This window comes from Mycobacterium hippophais (genome assembly GCF_027529605.1).
In the GTDB taxonomy this organism is placed as follows: domain Bacteria; phylum Actinomycetota; class Actinomycetes; order Mycobacteriales; family Mycobacteriaceae; genus Mycobacterium; species Mycobacterium arseniciresistens.
In genome coordinates this window covers 1-14,843 of sequence record NZ_JAPZPY010000019.1, presented here as the reverse complement: position 1 = coordinate 14,843, position 14,843 = coordinate 1, and the positions used below count along the sequence as shown (strand labels likewise).

Below are 14,843 nucleotides of genomic sequence, written 5' to 3'. Positions count from 1 at the left end.
CCCCGGACACCAGGCCGGTTTCACCGGCGACCCGTGCTCACCGCCGCAGCGGCGCCGCCGCCTCGAACGCGGCGGCCTTGCCCGACGACTGCCACACCAGCCAGCGCTCCCACCGCCGCAGATTCCAGCGCTGCCACCGCCGATCGAGCGTGGGTGAGACGCGGCGCGCGACCTCGAGGGCGACGATCAATGGGAAACGCAACAGCAGCAACGCGATTCCGGGCAGCACTGACGGCAGCCGGTAGCGCGACCGGTTCCACGGCAGCATGTACAGCCCGAGGTATCCGGCCTGCACGCGGTAGTGGTAGTGCGCCCGAATCCGCTGCAGACCTGTGTGAGTCGGCTTGGGGGCGAATGCCGGGACGAACGACTCGACGAGTTCGGTTCCGTTGTCGGCACTGTCATAACTGCGGGCGCCGTCGGCCATGAACAGGATCCGCCAGGCGTCGGCGACGGTCTCGGGGAAGTAGCCGTCGCAGCGCACCCCCACCAGGTGTCCGCAGTACCGGTTGAAGTGCAGCACGGCCCGCATCTCGCGGGGCGTGGTGAGGTGGCCGAGCAGGAACAGCCCGAACGCGGGCGCGACGCTGCCGCCCAGCAGGGTCAGCAGCATCGCCGACTGGCTGATCGGCAGGCCCCAGCGTTCTTCGTCCCACTCCGGATGCTTGCGGACCCGGTCCCGCACGCTGACGTGCATGATGCGCACGTGCAGGGAGATGTTGCGGCCCAACGATCCCGGGGTCAGGACGGCGCCCGGCCGGCACACCTCGATCCACCAGCGCGACGTCTCGAGATACCGGTGCAGGGCGCGGTCACCGGCGTAGCCGCCCGGCAGCGACAACGGCACCGCCAGCCAGCCCTCGGTGTAGGTGTCGTTGGTGCCGGCGTTGCCGAGCGCGCCCAGTGCGTAGGCCCAGCGGCGCCACACCGCCGCGCCCTCCTCGACGAGGTCCGGGTCGGCCCAGTCCGGGAGGCGCTCGAATTCGTCGAACAGTGCGCGCATCGACGCGGGAGCCTCGGGCACCCGGTCGATGCCGACGCGCTGGGCCCGCTCGACCAGGTCGCGGGCCTTCCTGGCGCCCAGCTCGGCGTGGTAGGTCTCAGCGACGAAGCGTTCGGCGACCGGGTCGCCCTCGCTCAGCCCGGCGATGAACCTGTCGGCCGTCGCATCCGTTGGCAGGAGGTCGAACCCGGTGAGCCGCCGCACGCGATTCCGCAGCCGAAGCCGGCCGCCGTCGGCGGGCGGATAGCGGAACGCGCTCGGGCCGGTCACGATGCCCGGCGGCCCTGACCTTCGAACGGATTCCACGACTCGCTGTTCCGCATCACATGGAGGTAGTAGGCGTAGTTCGCGGTGCTCATCGCGATCGCGGGCACGACGAAGTTGATGGCACGGTCCACCAGCTCGGGCAGCTCGACTCCATAGGCGAGCGCACCCAGCGCCACTCCGATGCCCAGCAGCGTCAGCCCCTTGCGCCAGATGCCCTTGACGAAGAAGTAGATCGGCCCGAACAGGAACGCCAGGAAGTTGGTGCCGATGCGCAGCTTGGTGCCGAACGGCAACGCGCGGTACGCCTCGCGCCCCTGCGGCGTTGACGTGGGGCCGTGGGCGTGGAAGAACGCGAACCGTGGTTGCCAGGCGGGCGGCAGGTCGGCGAAGTCGGGCGGGGTGGCCATGGCTGGCAAGTCTAGGGCCGCGGCTCGCGCGCACCGCGCACGTTTCTACTGCTGCGGGGGGATCAGCACCGTGTAGAGGTCGGTGATGACGCCGTCCTTGACCAGCGCGGCGTCGAAGCCGGCCATCGCGACGTTCCCGTCGGCGGTGACCAGTTGCCACGCCAGGTGGCCGAAGCCGGGCAGGGCGTGCACCGGGCCCGCGGAGACGAACTGCAGATCGCCGATGTTGCTCTGCAGCGCAACGCATTTGGCTTCGAGCGCGTCGCGGCCGGTGCTGACGCCGTCCTCGTCGGTCCAGCGGACGTCGGCGGCGTAGGTGCGCTCGATCGCCGCGCGCCGGGTCGTCTCGTCGCGTTCGTTGAACACCTCGAGCAGGTTGGCGACCATCAGCTCGTCGACGGATGCGGGCATGGGGTATCTCCTTCGGGGATGGGCAGGGTCAGGCTCAGAGGTCGCCGATGTGGTCGGGGACGTCGACGGCGTGCTGCTGCAGGATGTCCAGCGCCACCAGCGCGAGCGTCGACTCGTGCGTCGCGGCCAGCACCACCGGCGCCGCGCAGCCGTCCTGGTGGGCCAGCATCCAGTTGCGCGCGGTGACGCACCAGCGGTCGCCCGGGCTGAGGCCGGGGAAACGGAACTCCGGTCGCGGCGTCGACAGGTCATTGCCGATGGACATCTGATGGTCGAGGAACTCGCGGCTCATCACCGCGCAGATGGTGTGCACGCCGACGTCTTCCGGTCCGGTGCTGCAGCAGCCGTCCCGGAAGAATCCGGTCATGGGGTCGGTGCTGCATTCCTGCAGGGGGCCGCCGAGTACGTTGCGATCGGTCACGTCAGCGGGCCGGTGTCAGCCGGATGACGGCGATGCCGAGGCGTTGTGTGGCTTCGGTGAACTCCTGCAGCGAGGGGACGGTGTCGCCGGGGAACTTCAGGCCCATCGTGCGTTGTGCCTTCTTGGCGCCATAGGACTGGGCGGCGCGGTGCACCAGATCCGCGACGGCGGCGGTCTCGGTGATCAGCTGGCCCTGCATGGCGGTCGTCTTGCCGCCGTAGGAGACATCCGCGGGAGCGCCGTCGCGGAAGTTGTGCTTCCAGCCGGCCTCGAGGATCACGTAGAGGTCGCCGTCGATGTGGTGGGCGCTGACCGGGACGGCGAAGCGCCTGCCGGTCTTGCGGCCATTGAATCCGACGAGCATGAACTCCTTGAGCGCGGCGCCGAGCGGGGAGCGCAGCGCCAGCCGGAGCCCGCGGTTGACGACGTTGAGGACGGCTTGCGGCGGGTGGGCGACGTCGATCGCTTCGGGCATGGAGTCACGGTACGACCGATCCGCGCCGGGGGCGATTGTTCGGACGACTCAGCTCGACCGCACCGGGTGCGGGTACTCCTTCTCGCGGTCCTGGAACGCCAGGATCGCGGGGTTCTGCACAACGCCGTCGCGGATCTCGATGGCGCGGCGGATCGTCGCGCTGTCGGCCCAGGCGTCGGGTCCGGCGAGCACCGTGTCCAGGTGCGGCAGCAGGGCCTCGCTGATCTCCCAGGTCGCTGAGTTCCACAGGTAGGAGGGGCTGTGGTCGACGGCGTAGTACAGCAGCCGGTCGCCCATCTCGAGGATCGGATCGGCGAACGAGGTGGGTTGCGCCCAGGAGAACCCCATGCCCGCGTCGCAGGAGACGTCGATGATGAGGCTGCCGGGCGCGAACGACGGCAGGTCGCCCTCGGTGACGAAGATCAGTGGCTTCTCGGGATTCTGGAGCACGCAGTTGACGACGATGTCGTTGTCGGCAAGGAACCGGGCGACCGGGATCTCGCCGTGCTCGGGGGTGTCGGCCCAGGTGTGGCTGGGGTCGTTCTCGTCCTGACCCATCTGGACGATCTGGGTGCCCGGGATGGGGGAGCCGACGGCGGCGACCTCGCGGGTGGTGAGGACGCGCACGCCGTCGACGCCGTGGGCGTTGAGTGCGGTCACCGCGCCGCGGGCGGTGGCGCCGAAGCCGATGACGGTGGCCTGCAGCCGCCGGCCGTAGGTGCCGGTGACACCGGCGAGCGCCATGGCGTGCAGCACCGAGCAGTAGCCGGCGAGCTCGTTGTTCTTGTGGAAGACGTGCAATCCGAATCCACCGTCGGCCTGCCAGTGGTTCATCGCCTCGAAGGCGATCAGCGTCTGTGTGCGGTCGATGGCGATCTGGGTGAGCGCGGTGTCCTGCACGCAGTGCGGCCAGCCGAGGACGATGGCGCCGTCGCCGAACTCCGCGAGATCCTCGGCCTGCACCTTGGGCAGCAGGATGATGTCGCATTCAGCGACGATCTCGTCGCGGCTCTTGACGCCGCCCACCAGTTCGGCGAGTTCGGCTTCGGTGGCGCCGAATTCCTCGCCGTAGCCGCGCTCGAGCACGATGCGGGCTCGCAGTTCGGGTTCGATCCGGCTCAGGTGCGCCGGGTGAAGGGGTAACCGGCGCTCGTCGGGCTTGCGGGAATGGGCCAGTACGCCGAGTGAAAGTTGTTGTTGGCCCATGTGGTTCACCCTACGCCCGTGGTGAACGGGTCAGTCCTTGGTGTCGACGGCCGACGTCTTGGTGCGTCCGGCCAAGGCCCGCTGCGCGCATTCGGCGCGGGCGTTGCGGACCACTTCTTCGGCGGTCCGGCATGCCGAGGTGTCGGCGTGGCCGTACTCGATCGGCAGCGAGGCGGCGTGCCGCAGCACCATCACGGCCAGCGCTCGGGTGGTCCGCGACGGCACGACCAGCAGGTTCGCCCGTCCCTGCTTGCCGGTGATGGTGATGACCCGCTGCTGGCGGATCCGCGCACCGGGCAGCGGCACCTTGCCGCCGAAGGGCATCGGATTCAGGTCAGGTGCGCCCTGCAGCGACGACCAGTTGACGTCGAGGTCGACGATGTCGCCCAGCCGGGTGGTCAGCGCCTCGATGAGGTCGGGCAGTTCGCGGGCGATCGACGCGGTGTAGGGCCACCACGCGCCGTCGAGATAATTGCCGAGCTCCGAGGCGAGCGTGAGCCGGATGGGGTTGTTGGACCCACGCCGGTCAGTCGCGCTCACAACGACGAGTTCAGTTGGCGGACAATGTATTTGTGTGCGTACACCATGGCCGGTGTCCTCGCTTCCAGATCGATCCGGCGCGCGAGAGTTACGGGCGTCGAGATGCGAATCGGTTCGGACGGCGTCACAAACCGTTCACATTCAACGGTACACGGCGGAGTAGTCGCGCGTAACCGGGACGCGGCGGAATTGCCGGGCGCGCACGAATTTCCTTGATTCGCAGGATGAAGACGATGACAACGCTGGGCCGCTGGCGTGCTACCCTTGTGTTGGGTGTGTTCTGCATCCAGTCAATGAGAGAATGTGAAAAGCGTATGGCACAGGGAACTGTGAAATGGTTCAACGGCGACAAGGGCTTCGGTTTCATCGCCCCGGACGGTGGCGCGGCTGACGTGTTCGTCCACTACTCGGAGATCAGCGGAAGCGGATTCCGGTCGCTCGAAGAGAACCAGCGTGTCCAGTTCGAGATCGAACAGGGCGCCAAGGGACCTCAGGCTGTCGGAGTGACGGCGGTCTAAACGAGCTTCAAGTACGTCGTGGGCTGGTAGGGAGACCTACCAGCCCACTTCTCTTTTTCTGGGGTGGCTTCCGATGTTCAAAGCTCCCAGATCTGGGAATCAGTGAGCCCATGAGTTGGGAGTGCGCTGTCGTCGGCGGTGGTGCGGCCGGGTTGAGTGCCGCCCTGGTGTTGGGCCGGGCCCGCAGGCGGACGATCGTCGTGGACGGCCAGGACCAGAGCAACCGCGCCTCCCCGGGCATCGGTGGCCTGCTGGGATTCGATCAACGGCCACCGGACGAGCTGTACGCCACCGGACGCCGGGAGCTGTCCGCGTACCCGAGCGTCGAGTACCGCCGCGGCGTGGTCCGCAGCGGCCGTCGGGTCGACGGCGGCTTCGAGCTGGAGTGCGACGGCGGCGCGAAAATCCAGGCCAAGCGGGTGCTGCTGGCCACCGGCATGGCGTACTGCCCGCCGCAGCTGCCCGGGGTGGCGGAGCTGTGGGGGACGTCGGTGTTCCAGTGCCCGTTCTGCCACGGCTGGGAGATGCGTGACAAGAAGCTGGCCGCGCTCGCCGCAGGTGAGCAGGGAATGCACACGGCGCTGATGCTGCGGGGCTGGACCGACGACGTGGTGCTGCTGACCGACGGACGCTCAGAGCTGAAGCCCGACGACGAACGCGTGCTGCGCGACGCCGGGGTGACCCTCGACGACCGGCGGGTGGTCGAGCTGATCGAAGCCGACGGCTGCCTGAAGGAGATCGCGTTCGCCGACGGTTCGACGCTGGCGCGCGACGGCCTGCTGGTGGAGGCGCCGGTTCGGCAGCGGACGCCGCTGGCCGAGCAACTCGGTGCCGCGTGCACACCGGGGCCGCTGGGCACCGAGCCGCTCGACATCGACGAGATCTACCGGACGAGCACCGGCGGGGTGTTCGCAGCCGGCGACGCCTGCACCGAACAGCCGCATTTGGTCGGCGCGATGGCCTCGGGCTCGCAGGCGGCGATGATCATCGTGCAGAGCCTACTGTCCGACGAGTACGGCCTGCCCTACCCGCCCACCTAGTCCTGGACGGCCTTGGCCAGCGTGACGAGCCGGGTCAGCGCGGTGTTGTCGTGCAGTGACCGGGCGGCTGCGCGGACGACGCGGACGATCACCCAGGCGCGGGCGCGGTCCTGGTCGATTCCGGCGGTGTCGATCAGGGTGAAGAAGCGGCGCTGCACGCCGAAGCGGGGATTGCCGGTCAGCTCGTCCCAGCGGTGCCAGAGCATCGGCGCGATCTCGTAGGCCGGGTCGCCGTTGACCGGGTCGGGTGAGATGGCGAGCCAGGGTTCCCGGTCGGCGGCGAGGACGTTGCCGTAGTGCAGGTTGCCGTGCAGGACGTGATCGGCGGGCTGGGTGGCGAGGTCGCGGCACAGCGTGCTGGCCTGCTCGACCAGCCGGTGCGGGATCGGCGCGCTGCGGGGGAGGGCGGCGAACTCGCCGGTCCAGTCGACGAGAAGGTCTGTGAGCGAGCTCAATTGGGGCATCGCCGGCACGTGGAGGCGGCGGTAGAGGAGGGCGACGGCCTCGCAGGCCGTGGTGTCGTCGAGGCCGTCGAGGGACTGCGGGTGCAACCGTTCGAGCAGGACGGCGCGACGGTGCGGGTCGGCGCGGAGCAGGCGGGCGGCGCCGTCGCCGTTCCAGCGACGCAGGACGAGGTGGGCGTGCGCGGATCCGCCGATCTTGAGGACGGCGGGGCCGCCGGACGTGCGAACGGGGAGGACGGTGGTGTCGGGCGTGCGGATGGCGTCGCCGTCGGGGCGCAGGCTCCATTCGTCGACGAGGTCGTCGAGGTCGGTCACGTCAACAGGATGGCATCGGCGAAAGTGATATCGACTGTCAGATGTTAGCTGTCGCCGCGTTGCGGGTACAGTTTCCGCATGCCGTTAGGCGACGGTACGAAGATTGCGGGCTACACCATCCAGCGGATGCTCGGCTCAGGGGGAATGGGCGAGGTCTACCTCGCCCAGCATCCGAGGCTGCCCCGTCAGGACGCGCTGAAAGTTCTCAAGGCGAACATCTCAGCGGATCCCGACTTCGTCGAGCGCTTCAACCGCGAGGCGGACTCGGTGGCGAAGTTGTGGCACCCGCACATCGTCGGCATTCACGATCGCGGGAAGCACCGCAACCGCCTCTGGATCTCCATGGACTTCGTCGACGGCACCGACGTCGGCCAACTGATGCCCGGACGGTATCCGAATGGAATGCCGCCGCACGAGGCTATCAAGATCGTCAAAGCTGTTGCCGCAGCTCTGGATTACGCACACGCGCGCGGGCTGCTGCATCGCGACGTGAAACCGGCCAACATTCTGGTGTCCGATTCCGACCACGATGAGCGACGAATCCTGCTCGGCGATTTCGGGGTGGCACGCGACCTGGCCGACGACACCGGCGGAGGCCTCACCGCCACCAACATGACAGTCGGAACTGCGGCATATGCAGCGCCCGAACAGCTGATGAGCCTGGACATCGACGGCCGGACCGATCAGTACGCACTCGGCGTCACGGCCTACCACCTGCTGACGGGCGCACCGCCGTTCCAGCACTCGCAGCCCGTCGTCGTCATCGGCCTGCACCTCAATGCGAAGCCGCCGCGGCTCGCCGACATCCGTCCGGAGTTGGCTGCGTTCGACGCGGCGCTGGCCCGCGCGCTGTCCAAAGACCCCGAGAATCGGTTCGCCACGTGCACAGAATTCGCGCGTGCACTCGAGGAGGCGTTGGACGCGCCAACCGAGGCGACCATGGTGGGGTCGAGCGTGAACCAGGTGGAGACGATGGTGCGCCCGGCTACGCCTGAATCCGCGCCCATGCCGGAGGTCGTGCCAGCAGCTCAGCCAGCAGACAAGTCCCGGAAGGGTTTGCGCATTGCTCTCGTGGGCGCCGTGGTGCTGACCGTCGCGGGCGTCGTCGGCTACTTCGCTCTCGCGCCTGCCGGACCAGAGTCGCGTGGTGAACCGTTCACTCTCGCAGGCACGTTGCGCCTTCCAGAGGGCGTCGTCAAGACGACCGGATTGCCAGGTGGCTACACGTGCGCGGGATCCAAGGTCTACGGCGACACCGGACCCAACGCGCCCGTCACAGTCGAAGACGAATCGGGCACGTTGCTCGCGAAGGGGGCGATTCAGGGGAGCGACAGCGAGCGTGAGGGGTGCTCGCTGTCGTTCCGCGTGAACTCGGTGCCCGCCGGAGCTCAGTTCTATCGGGTGCGGGTGGCGTCGCATCCGGAGATGAGCTACACCGAGGCGGAAGCGAAGGCGGGCATCGAGTTCGCGGTCACACAGCCGGAGCCTGAATCGCCGTCCACGGCCACCGCCGCGGCCCCGCCGAAGCCGCCGCCGCCACCGCCACCGCCGAAGGCACCCACGCAGACGGTCACGGTGACGCCGGGCGTCGAGACCGCCAGCCTGAGCCGGCTGCGGGCGATCGCGAACGAGGACCGCCCCTTCGTGGCAGAGGTACTCGCGGACAGGTGGGCGCCGCAGATCAGCTCGAAGCGGGTGGGCCTCGAGGCGGAGGGCACAGTGTGGGACAACGCGCAGATCCTCGACGAGCATCTGCAGTTCCGGCAGGTGTACCCGAACGCGAAGCTGTTGTGGTCTGGAGACTGGTCGACGTTCGACAGCGGCAATTTCTGGGTGACCGTGATCGGCCTCCAATCATCGGACTACACCGACGTGCTGGCGTGGTGCCGCGACGAGGGATTCACCAGCGACAACTGCATCGCGAAAATGGTCAGCACTTGGCGGCCGGTGGCTGGGACAACGAAACTCAACCCGTAGCCTCTCGGGGGCGCGCGCGCTGCGCCGAGACGACCTAGCCTGGCGGGGTGCTGACCGAACTCGTCGATCTGCCGGGTGGCTCGTTCCGGATGGGGTCCGTCGACTTCTATCCGGAAGAGGCCCCGGTTCACACGGTGTCGGTGGCGCCGTTCGCGATCGAGCGCCACCCCGTCACCAACGCCCAGTTCGCGGACTTCGTCGCCGACACCGGCTACGTCACCGTCGCCGAACGACCGCTGGACCCAGCCGACTTCCCCGGCGTCCCGCCGGCCGACCTCATCCCCGGCGCGCTGGTGTTCCGGTCCACGGCCGGGCCGGTCAACCTGCGCGACTGGCGGCAGTGGTGGACATGGGAGCCCGGCGCCTGCTGGCTTCACCCGTTCGGAGCCGAATCTTCCATCGACGATCGCCTCGAACACCCGGTGGTGCAGGTCGCCTACCCCGACGCCGCGGCGTACGCGGCGTGGGCCGGACGCCGACTGCCCACCGAGGCGCAGTGGGAGTACGCGGCCCGGGCCGGCGCGACGACCGCCTACGCCTGGGGCGACGACGTCCAGCCCGACGGCCGGTTGATGGCCAACACCTGGCAGGGCAGGTTCCCGTACCGCAACAGCGGAGCCCTCGGCTGGGCGGGCACCTCGCCCGTCGGCACGTTCCCGCCCAACGGCTTCGGCCTGGTCGACATGATCGGCAACGTCTGGGAGTGGACCACCACGCCCTACACCCGGCAGCACCGCACCGACCAGCCCGCCGAAGGCTGCTGCCCGCCCCCGCCCCCGCCCCCGACCGGGGACCCGACCATCAACCAAGCGCTCAAGGGCGGCTCGCACCTGTGCGCGCCGGAGTACTGCCACCGCTACCGCCCCGCCGCGCGGTCGTCGCAATCCCAGGACAGCGCCACCACCCACATCGGTTTCCGCTGCATCGCTTGACCGGCGGACGTGGCCGGCGATGGCGAAACATTCGCCGCAACGCCGCCGCGAAGCCCCTGGCCTGAGCCTTTTCCGGCGGGCAGGTGGCGTAACATTCCGCTTACCGCCACCCCGTCGGCGGAGTGGCACAGTGAGTGCATGCCACGGCAACCGAAGATCCCTCCGAAGGACTTTCCGCGTCCGTCGGTACGGGAGTACGCCGGTACCCGTGCCGACGCCGCCCGGTGGGTGCGCGACGTCCTGCGCAGCCAGATCCTCGAAGGCGCATTCGGCGGGCTCGCCGCCGCGCGCCCCGCGCTGCCGTCGGAATCCGAACTCGCCGCGGAGCTCGGCGTGAGCCGCAACGCGATCCGCGAGGCGCTGGAACTGCTGCGCGGTGAGGGCCTGATCACCCGGGTGCAGGGCTCCGGCACCTTCGTCACCGGCGCGAAACTGCGCCAGCACCTCGACCGCCTGGAAGGCCTGGCGGAATCGCTTGCCGGACACAGGCTGCCGGTGGACAACGAGGTGCTGTCGGTGCGCGAGTCCACGGCGACGCCGTTCGTGGCGGCCAAACTGCAGCTCCCGGAGAACGCGCCGATCCTGTTCATCGAACGGCTGCGCTCCGTCGGCGGGCTGCCGCTGTCGCTGGATACCACGTCGCTGCGGATCGGGGCCATCCCGGTCGACGCCGAACTGGCCCATCAGGACGTCTTCGCGCTCATCGAGCAGGAACTCGGCGTCCGGCTGGGCTGGGCGGAGATCACCGTCGAATCCGTCGCGGCGGACGCGAAGACCGCCGAACTGCTCAAGATCCGTCCGGGAGCACCGCTGCTGCTGCTCCACCGACTCACCCACCTCGAGGACGGCACCCCGTTCGACCTCGAGACCGTGCGGTATCGCGGCGACCGGTGCTCACTGGTGACCACCGCCGCCAGGGGCGCCACCCCTACTTAATCCAGCGCTGCCGCACGTAACGCCCGCAAGGGATCAATTCGCAACCACACGAGAGGTGTATTCAGCATGCCCGCACAACCCAACATCGTGTACTTCCACGTCGACAATCTCGGCATGGGTGAGCTCGGCTGCTACGGCGGAGGCATCCTGCGCGGCGCCGACACCGCTCGCGCCGACGCCTTCGCCGCCGAGTCGCTGAAGCTGTCGCACTTCGTCGTCGAGCCGCAGTGCACGCCGACCCGGTCGGCGCTGATGACCGGCCGCTACCCGATCCGATCGGGCAACCACACCATCGCCCTGGGCGGCAACGGCGGCGGCATCGTCGCCTGGGAGCGCACGATGGGCGACATTCTCTCCGAAGCCGGCTATGCCACAGCATGTTTCGGCAAGTGGCACATCGGCGCCGAGGACGGCCGCTGGCCCACCGACCACGGCTTCGACGAGTGGTACGGCCCGGCCCGCACATACGACGAATGCCTGTGGCCCGACGACCCCTGGTACGACGGTGACCGCGACGGCTACTCCTACATGTACGAGGGCACCAAGGCCGACGGCGTCACCACCACCGATCAGCAGCTGACCGTGAAGCTCAAGGGTCAGATGGACGGCGAATACGACCGTCGGGCAGGGGCGTTCATGAAGCGCAGCGTCGACGCGGACAAGCCGTTCTACCTGTATCACAATCACTCGCTGATGCACTTCCCGATGGAGGTGCGCGACGAGTTCAAGGGCAAGAGCACCAACGGCGCCTGGGGTGATTCACTGCTGATGCTCGACCACGACTTCGGCAGCATCCTCGACGCGCTCACCGAACTCGGCATCGAGGACAACACCATCGTCGTCTTCGCCGGTGACAACGGCGCCGAGGACCACCTGGCCGGTCGCGGCACCGCGGGCTTCTTTGACGGCTCGTACTTCAGCTCGGCCGAGGGCGGTATCCGCACGCCGTGCCTGATCCGCTGGCCGGGCAAGGTGGCGCCGCGTGAGAGCAACGACATGGTGCACGTCACCGACATGTTCCCGACGCTGCTGCGATGGGCCGGCTGCGACGTGCCCGACGACCGCACCATCGACGGCATCGACCAGCGCGAGTTCTTCGCCGGCGAGGCCGAGGAGTCCAAACGCGACGGCTGCATGGTGTGGCTCAACGAGGAACTGCACGCCGTCAAGTGGTCCCAGTTCAAGATCAACTTCAAGCGTCAGCAGCACTTTCACGATCCGGAGATCCCGCTGGGGTTCGCCCGCATCACCAACCTGCTGGAGGACCCGAAGGAGCGCGAGGCGGTGAACCAGACCTGGGTGCGGTGGTGGGTGATGCAGCACGCCTACCGCTTCATTCAGGAGTTCGAGGAGAGCGTCAAGGTCGAGGAGCTGATCCCGGCCGGCGCGCCCGTCGACTTCGTGCCGGCGCGCACCCAGTAGGGCCACGATGACCACGTCGAACCGCTACGGAGCCGACTCGATCACCATCCTGGAGGGGCTGGACGTCGTCCGCAAACGCCCCGGGATGTACATCGGGTCGACCGGCGAACGCGGCCTGCACCACATGATCTGGGAGGTCGTCGACAACGCCGTCGACGAGGCGATGGCGGGTTACGCCACCCGGGTCGAGGTGGCGTTGCTGGCCGACGGCGGCGTCGAGGTGGTCGACGACGGACGCGGGATCCCGGTGGCCGAGCACGCCACCGGGATCCCCACCATCGACGTGGTGATGACGCAGTTGCACGCGGGCGGCAAGTTCGACGCCGACTCCTACAGCGTCTCCGGCGGACTGCACGGCGTCGGGGTGTCGGTGGTGAACGCGCTGTCCACCCGACTCGAGGTCGACATCTGCCGCGACGGGCACCGCTGGGCGCAGACCTACGACCGGTCGGTGCCGGGCACCCTGACCAAGGGGGCGCCGACGTCCGCGACCGGCACCACGGTGCGATTCTGGGCCGACCCCGAGATCTTCGAGACCACCACCTACCGCCTGGAGACGGTCGCCCGCCGCCTGCAGGAGATGGCGTTCCTCAACCGCGGCCTCACGCTCACCCTCGAGGACCGGCGCACCGAAGCTTCTGAGCGAAGCACCTTCCACTACGCAGGCGGCCTGGTCGACTTCGTCGCGTACATCAACCGGACGAAGGAGCCCATCCAGCCCACCGTCATCGGATTCACCGGGACCGCAACCGGCTTCGAGGTGGAGGTGGCGATGCAGTGGAACGCCGGCTACTCCGAATCGGTGCACACCTTCGCCAACACCATCAACACCCACGAGGGCGGTACGCACGAGGAAGGCTTCCGGGCGGCGCTGACCACGGTGATCAACAAGTACGCGAAGGACAAGAAGCTCCTCAAGGAGAAGGACCCCAACCTCACCGGCGACGACATCCGCGAGGGTCTGGCCGCCGTCGTCGCGGTGAAGGTGGCCGAACCGCAGTTCGAGGGCCAGACCAAGACGCGGCTGGGCAACGCCGAGGTGCGTTCGTTCGTCCAGAAGATCTGTCACGAGCGGCTGACGCACTGGCTGGAGGCCAACCCGGCGGAGGCCAAGGTCGTCATCTCCAAGATCTCGTCGTCGGCGCACGCCCGGCTCGCCGCACGCAAGGCGCGCGAGCTGGTGCGCCGCAAGAGCGCCACGAACATCGGCGGCCTGCCAGGCAAGCTCGCCGACTGCCGCTCCACCGATCCGCGGAAGTCTGAACTGTATGTAGTCGAGGGTGATTCGGCGGGTGGCTCGGCGAAGAGCGGGCGCGACTCGATGTTCCAGGCGATCCTGCCGCTGCGGGGCAAGATCATCAACGTCGAGAAGGCGCGCATCGACCGGGTGCTGAAGAACACCGAGGTGCAGGCGATCATCACGGCGCTGGGCACCGGCATCCATGACGACTTCGACATCGCGAAATTGCGCTATCACAAGGTCGTGCTGATGGCCGATGCCGACGTCGACGGCCAGCACATCTCGACGCTGTTGCTCACGCTGCTGTTCCGGTTCATGAAGCCGCTCATCGAGAGCGGGCACATCTTCCTGGCGCAGCCGCCGCTGTACAAGCTGAAGTGGCAGCGCGGCGCGCCGGAGTTCGCCTACTCGGATCGGGAACGCGACGGGCTGCTCGCCGCAGGGCGGCAGGCCGGCAGGAGGATCAACACCGACGACGGCATCCAGCGCTACAAGGGTCTCGGCGAGATGGACGCCAGGGAACTGTGGGAGACCACGATGGACCCGTCGGTGCGCGTGCTGCGCCGGGTCACCCTCGACGACGCGGCCACCGCCGACGAACTGTTCTCGGTGCTGATGGGCGACGACGTCGAGGCTCGCCGCAGCTTCATCACCCGCAACGCCAAGGACATCCGCTTTCTGGACATCTGAGCGCTAGTTGGTCGAAGTTGGTTGTGGTTCAAACGGTGTGTACCACCACCAGTCGGCCCGTTCGCCGGTGGGTCCGGGACAGGGAAGTACATCGGGTCGGGGCTTCGTCGGCGGGCGGGCTAGTGATGCCGAACTCAGCTGCTGTCCGTCGCTGTCGGTGACGACAAGGTGCTGTGCGGGCCCGGTGATCGTGATGCCGCCGCGATGGTGCATCCGGTGGTGATACGGGCACACCAAGACGAGGTTGTCGAGTTCGGTGGCGCCGCCGTCTTCCCAGTGCCGGATGTGGTGGGCGTGCAGTCCGCGGGTGGCGCCGCATCCGGGGACCACGCAGCAGCGGTCGCGATGTTCGAGGGCACGACGCAGCCGGCGGCTGATCTGGCGGGTGTCGCGTCCGGACCCGATGACCTGCCCGTGGCGTTCGAGCCATACCTCGAAGGTGGCGTCGCACAGCAGGAATCGGCGGTCGGCATCGGTGAGTAGCGGCCCTAGATGCAATGAGGCGCTCTTCTGCTCGACGTCCACGTGGGCGATCACGGTGGTGCGGTGTCCGTGCGGGCGCCGCGCCACCTCGGTGTC

At 68.4% G+C, this 14,843-nt stretch carries 16 protein-coding genes; 7 read left to right on the top strand and 9 right to left on the bottom strand.

Annotated features, from left to right (window positions below; genetic code table 11):
- Positions 1–37 precede the first annotated feature (37 nt).
- Genes O6P37_RS27620 through O6P37_RS27590 form a run of 7 tightly spaced genes read right to left on the bottom strand, consistent with a single transcriptional unit; the run spans position 38 to position 4,730 of the window.
- Positions 38–1,273, bottom strand: a complete 1,236-nt coding sequence (locus O6P37_RS27620; RefSeq protein WP_269897075.1) for an oxygenase MpaB family protein — start codon at positions 1,271–1,273, stop codon at positions 38–40.
- Complete coding sequence (locus O6P37_RS27615; protein ID WP_269897074.1) at positions 1,270–1,677, bottom strand: DUF2628 domain-containing protein; 408 nt, start codon at positions 1,675–1,677, stop codon at positions 1,270–1,272. Before O6P37_RS27615 ends, O6P37_RS27620 begins: the two co-directional genes overlap by 4 nt.
- A 45-nt stretch (positions 1,678–1,722) precedes the next feature.
- The gene (locus tag O6P37_RS27610) at positions 1,723–2,088 is read right to left on the bottom strand and encodes a nuclear transport factor 2 family protein (protein WP_269897073.1); all 366 of its coding nucleotides are present in this window, start codon (positions 2,086–2,088) and stop codon (positions 1,723–1,725) included.
- A 34-nt stretch (positions 2,089–2,122) separates the two neighbouring features.
- Positions 2,123–2,509, bottom strand: coding sequence for a DUF2237 family protein (locus O6P37_RS27605; protein WP_264012969.1), 387 nt, complete (start codon positions 2,507–2,509; stop codon positions 2,123–2,125).
- A 1-nt stretch (position 2,510) separates the two neighbouring features.
- Positions 2,511–2,984, bottom strand: a complete 474-nt coding sequence (locus tag O6P37_RS27600; RefSeq protein ID WP_269897072.1) for a hypothetical protein — start codon at positions 2,982–2,984, stop codon at positions 2,511–2,513.
- Between the two features lie 48 nt (positions 2,985–3,032).
- A complete protein-coding gene (locus tag O6P37_RS27595) occupies positions 3,033–4,190 on the bottom strand; it encodes a N(5)-(carboxyethyl)ornithine synthase (RefSeq protein WP_269897071.1) in 1,158 nt (385 codons plus the stop codon).
- Positions 4,191–4,220: 30 nt separating this feature from the next.
- Positions 4,221–4,730, bottom strand: a complete 510-nt coding sequence (locus O6P37_RS27590) for a DUF5994 family protein (RefSeq protein WP_264012974.1) — start codon at positions 4,728–4,730, stop codon at positions 4,221–4,223.
- A gap of 314 nt (positions 4,731–5,044) precedes the next feature.
- Here O6P37_RS27590 and O6P37_RS27585 point away from each other — a divergent pair, with 314 nt between their 5' ends.
- Positions 5,045–5,248 (top strand): cold-shock protein, encoded by a 204-nt coding sequence (locus O6P37_RS27585; RefSeq protein WP_264012975.1) that lies wholly within the window; start codon positions 5,045–5,047, stop codon positions 5,246–5,248.
- Between the two features lie 110 nt (positions 5,249–5,358).
- On the top strand, positions 5,359–6,288 hold the full coding sequence (locus O6P37_RS27580; protein WP_269897070.1) for an NAD(P)/FAD-dependent oxidoreductase: 930 nt from the start codon (positions 5,359–5,361) through the stop codon (positions 6,286–6,288).
- On the opposite strand, the gene O6P37_RS27575 is transcribed toward O6P37_RS27580, so the two are convergent.
- Positions 6,285–7,067, bottom strand: a complete 783-nt coding sequence (locus O6P37_RS27575; protein ID WP_269897069.1) for an aminoglycoside phosphotransferase family protein — start codon at positions 7,065–7,067, stop codon at positions 6,285–6,287. The two genes, O6P37_RS27580 and O6P37_RS27575, sit on opposite strands and share 4 nt — an antisense overlap.
- A 78-nt stretch (positions 7,068–7,145) precedes the next feature.
- On the opposite strand from O6P37_RS27575, the gene O6P37_RS28590 reads away from it, so the two are divergent.
- From O6P37_RS28590 to gyrB, 5 genes are all read left to right on the top strand, one after another.
- Positions 7,146–9,044: a serine/threonine-protein kinase gene (locus O6P37_RS28590; RefSeq protein ID WP_269897068.1), complete on the top strand. Its 1,899-nt coding sequence runs from the start codon at positions 7,146–7,148 to the stop codon at positions 9,042–9,044.
- Positions 9,045–9,091: 47 nt separating this feature from the next.
- Positions 9,092–9,976: a formylglycine-generating enzyme family protein gene (locus tag O6P37_RS27565; RefSeq protein ID WP_269897067.1), complete on the top strand. Its 885-nt coding sequence runs from the start codon at positions 9,092–9,094 to the stop codon at positions 9,974–9,976.
- A 138-nt stretch (positions 9,977–10,114) separates the two neighbouring features.
- A complete protein-coding gene (locus tag O6P37_RS27560; protein WP_269897066.1) occupies positions 10,115–10,912 on the top strand; it encodes a GntR family transcriptional regulator in 798 nt (265 codons plus the stop codon).
- Between the two features lie 66 nt (positions 10,913–10,978).
- Complete coding sequence (locus O6P37_RS27555) at positions 10,979–12,334, top strand: arylsulfatase (RefSeq protein ID WP_269897065.1); 1,356 nt, start codon at positions 10,979–10,981, stop codon at positions 12,332–12,334.
- A gap of 7 nt (positions 12,335–12,341) precedes the next feature.
- The gene (gyrB, locus tag O6P37_RS27550) at positions 12,342–14,264 is read left to right on the top strand and encodes a DNA topoisomerase (ATP-hydrolyzing) subunit B (protein ID WP_269897064.1); all 1,923 of its coding nucleotides are present in this window, start codon (positions 12,342–12,344) and stop codon (positions 14,262–14,264) included.
- Positions 14,265–14,267: 3 nt separating this feature from the next.
- Here gyrB and O6P37_RS27545 read toward each other — a convergent pair.
- A partial coding sequence (locus O6P37_RS27545) for an HNH endonuclease signature motif containing protein (protein WP_269897063.1) occupies positions 14,268–14,843 on the bottom strand: 576 nt, incomplete at its 5' end.

Bases quoted from the DNA above. Each gene is read 5' to 3' on its own strand.
- O6P37_RS27615 (WP_269897074.1), bottom strand. From the start codon at position 1,677: ATGGCCACCCCGCCCGACTTCGCCGACCTGCCGCCCGCCTGGCAACCA.
- O6P37_RS28590 (WP_269897068.1), top strand. From the start codon at position 7,146: ATGCCGTTAGGCGACGGTACGAAGATTGCGGGCTACACCATCCAGCGG.
- O6P37_RS27600 (WP_269897072.1), bottom strand. From the start codon at position 2,984: ATGCCCGAAGCGATCGACGTCGCCCACCCGCCGCAAGCCGTCCTCAAC.
- gyrB (WP_269897064.1), top strand. From the start codon at position 12,342: ATGACCACGTCGAACCGCTACGGAGCCGACTCGATCACCATCCTGGAG.
- O6P37_RS27580 (WP_269897070.1), top strand. From the start codon at position 5,359: ATGAGTTGGGAGTGCGCTGTCGTCGGCGGTGGTGCGGCCGGGTTGAGT.
- O6P37_RS27560 (WP_269897066.1), top strand. From the start codon at position 10,115: ATGCCACGGCAACCGAAGATCCCTCCGAAGGACTTTCCGCGTCCGTCG.
- O6P37_RS27595 (WP_269897071.1), bottom strand. From the start codon at position 4,190: ATGGGCCAACAACAACTTTCACTCGGCGTACTGGCCCATTCCCGCAAG.
- O6P37_RS27610 (WP_269897073.1), bottom strand. From the start codon at position 2,088: ATGCCCGCATCCGTCGACGAGCTGATGGTCGCCAACCTGCTCGAGGTG.
- O6P37_RS27585 (WP_264012975.1), top strand. From the start codon at position 5,045: ATGGCACAGGGAACTGTGAAATGGTTCAACGGCGACAAGGGCTTCGGT.
- O6P37_RS27555 (WP_269897065.1), top strand. From the start codon at position 10,979: ATGCCCGCACAACCCAACATCGTGTACTTCCACGTCGACAATCTCGGC.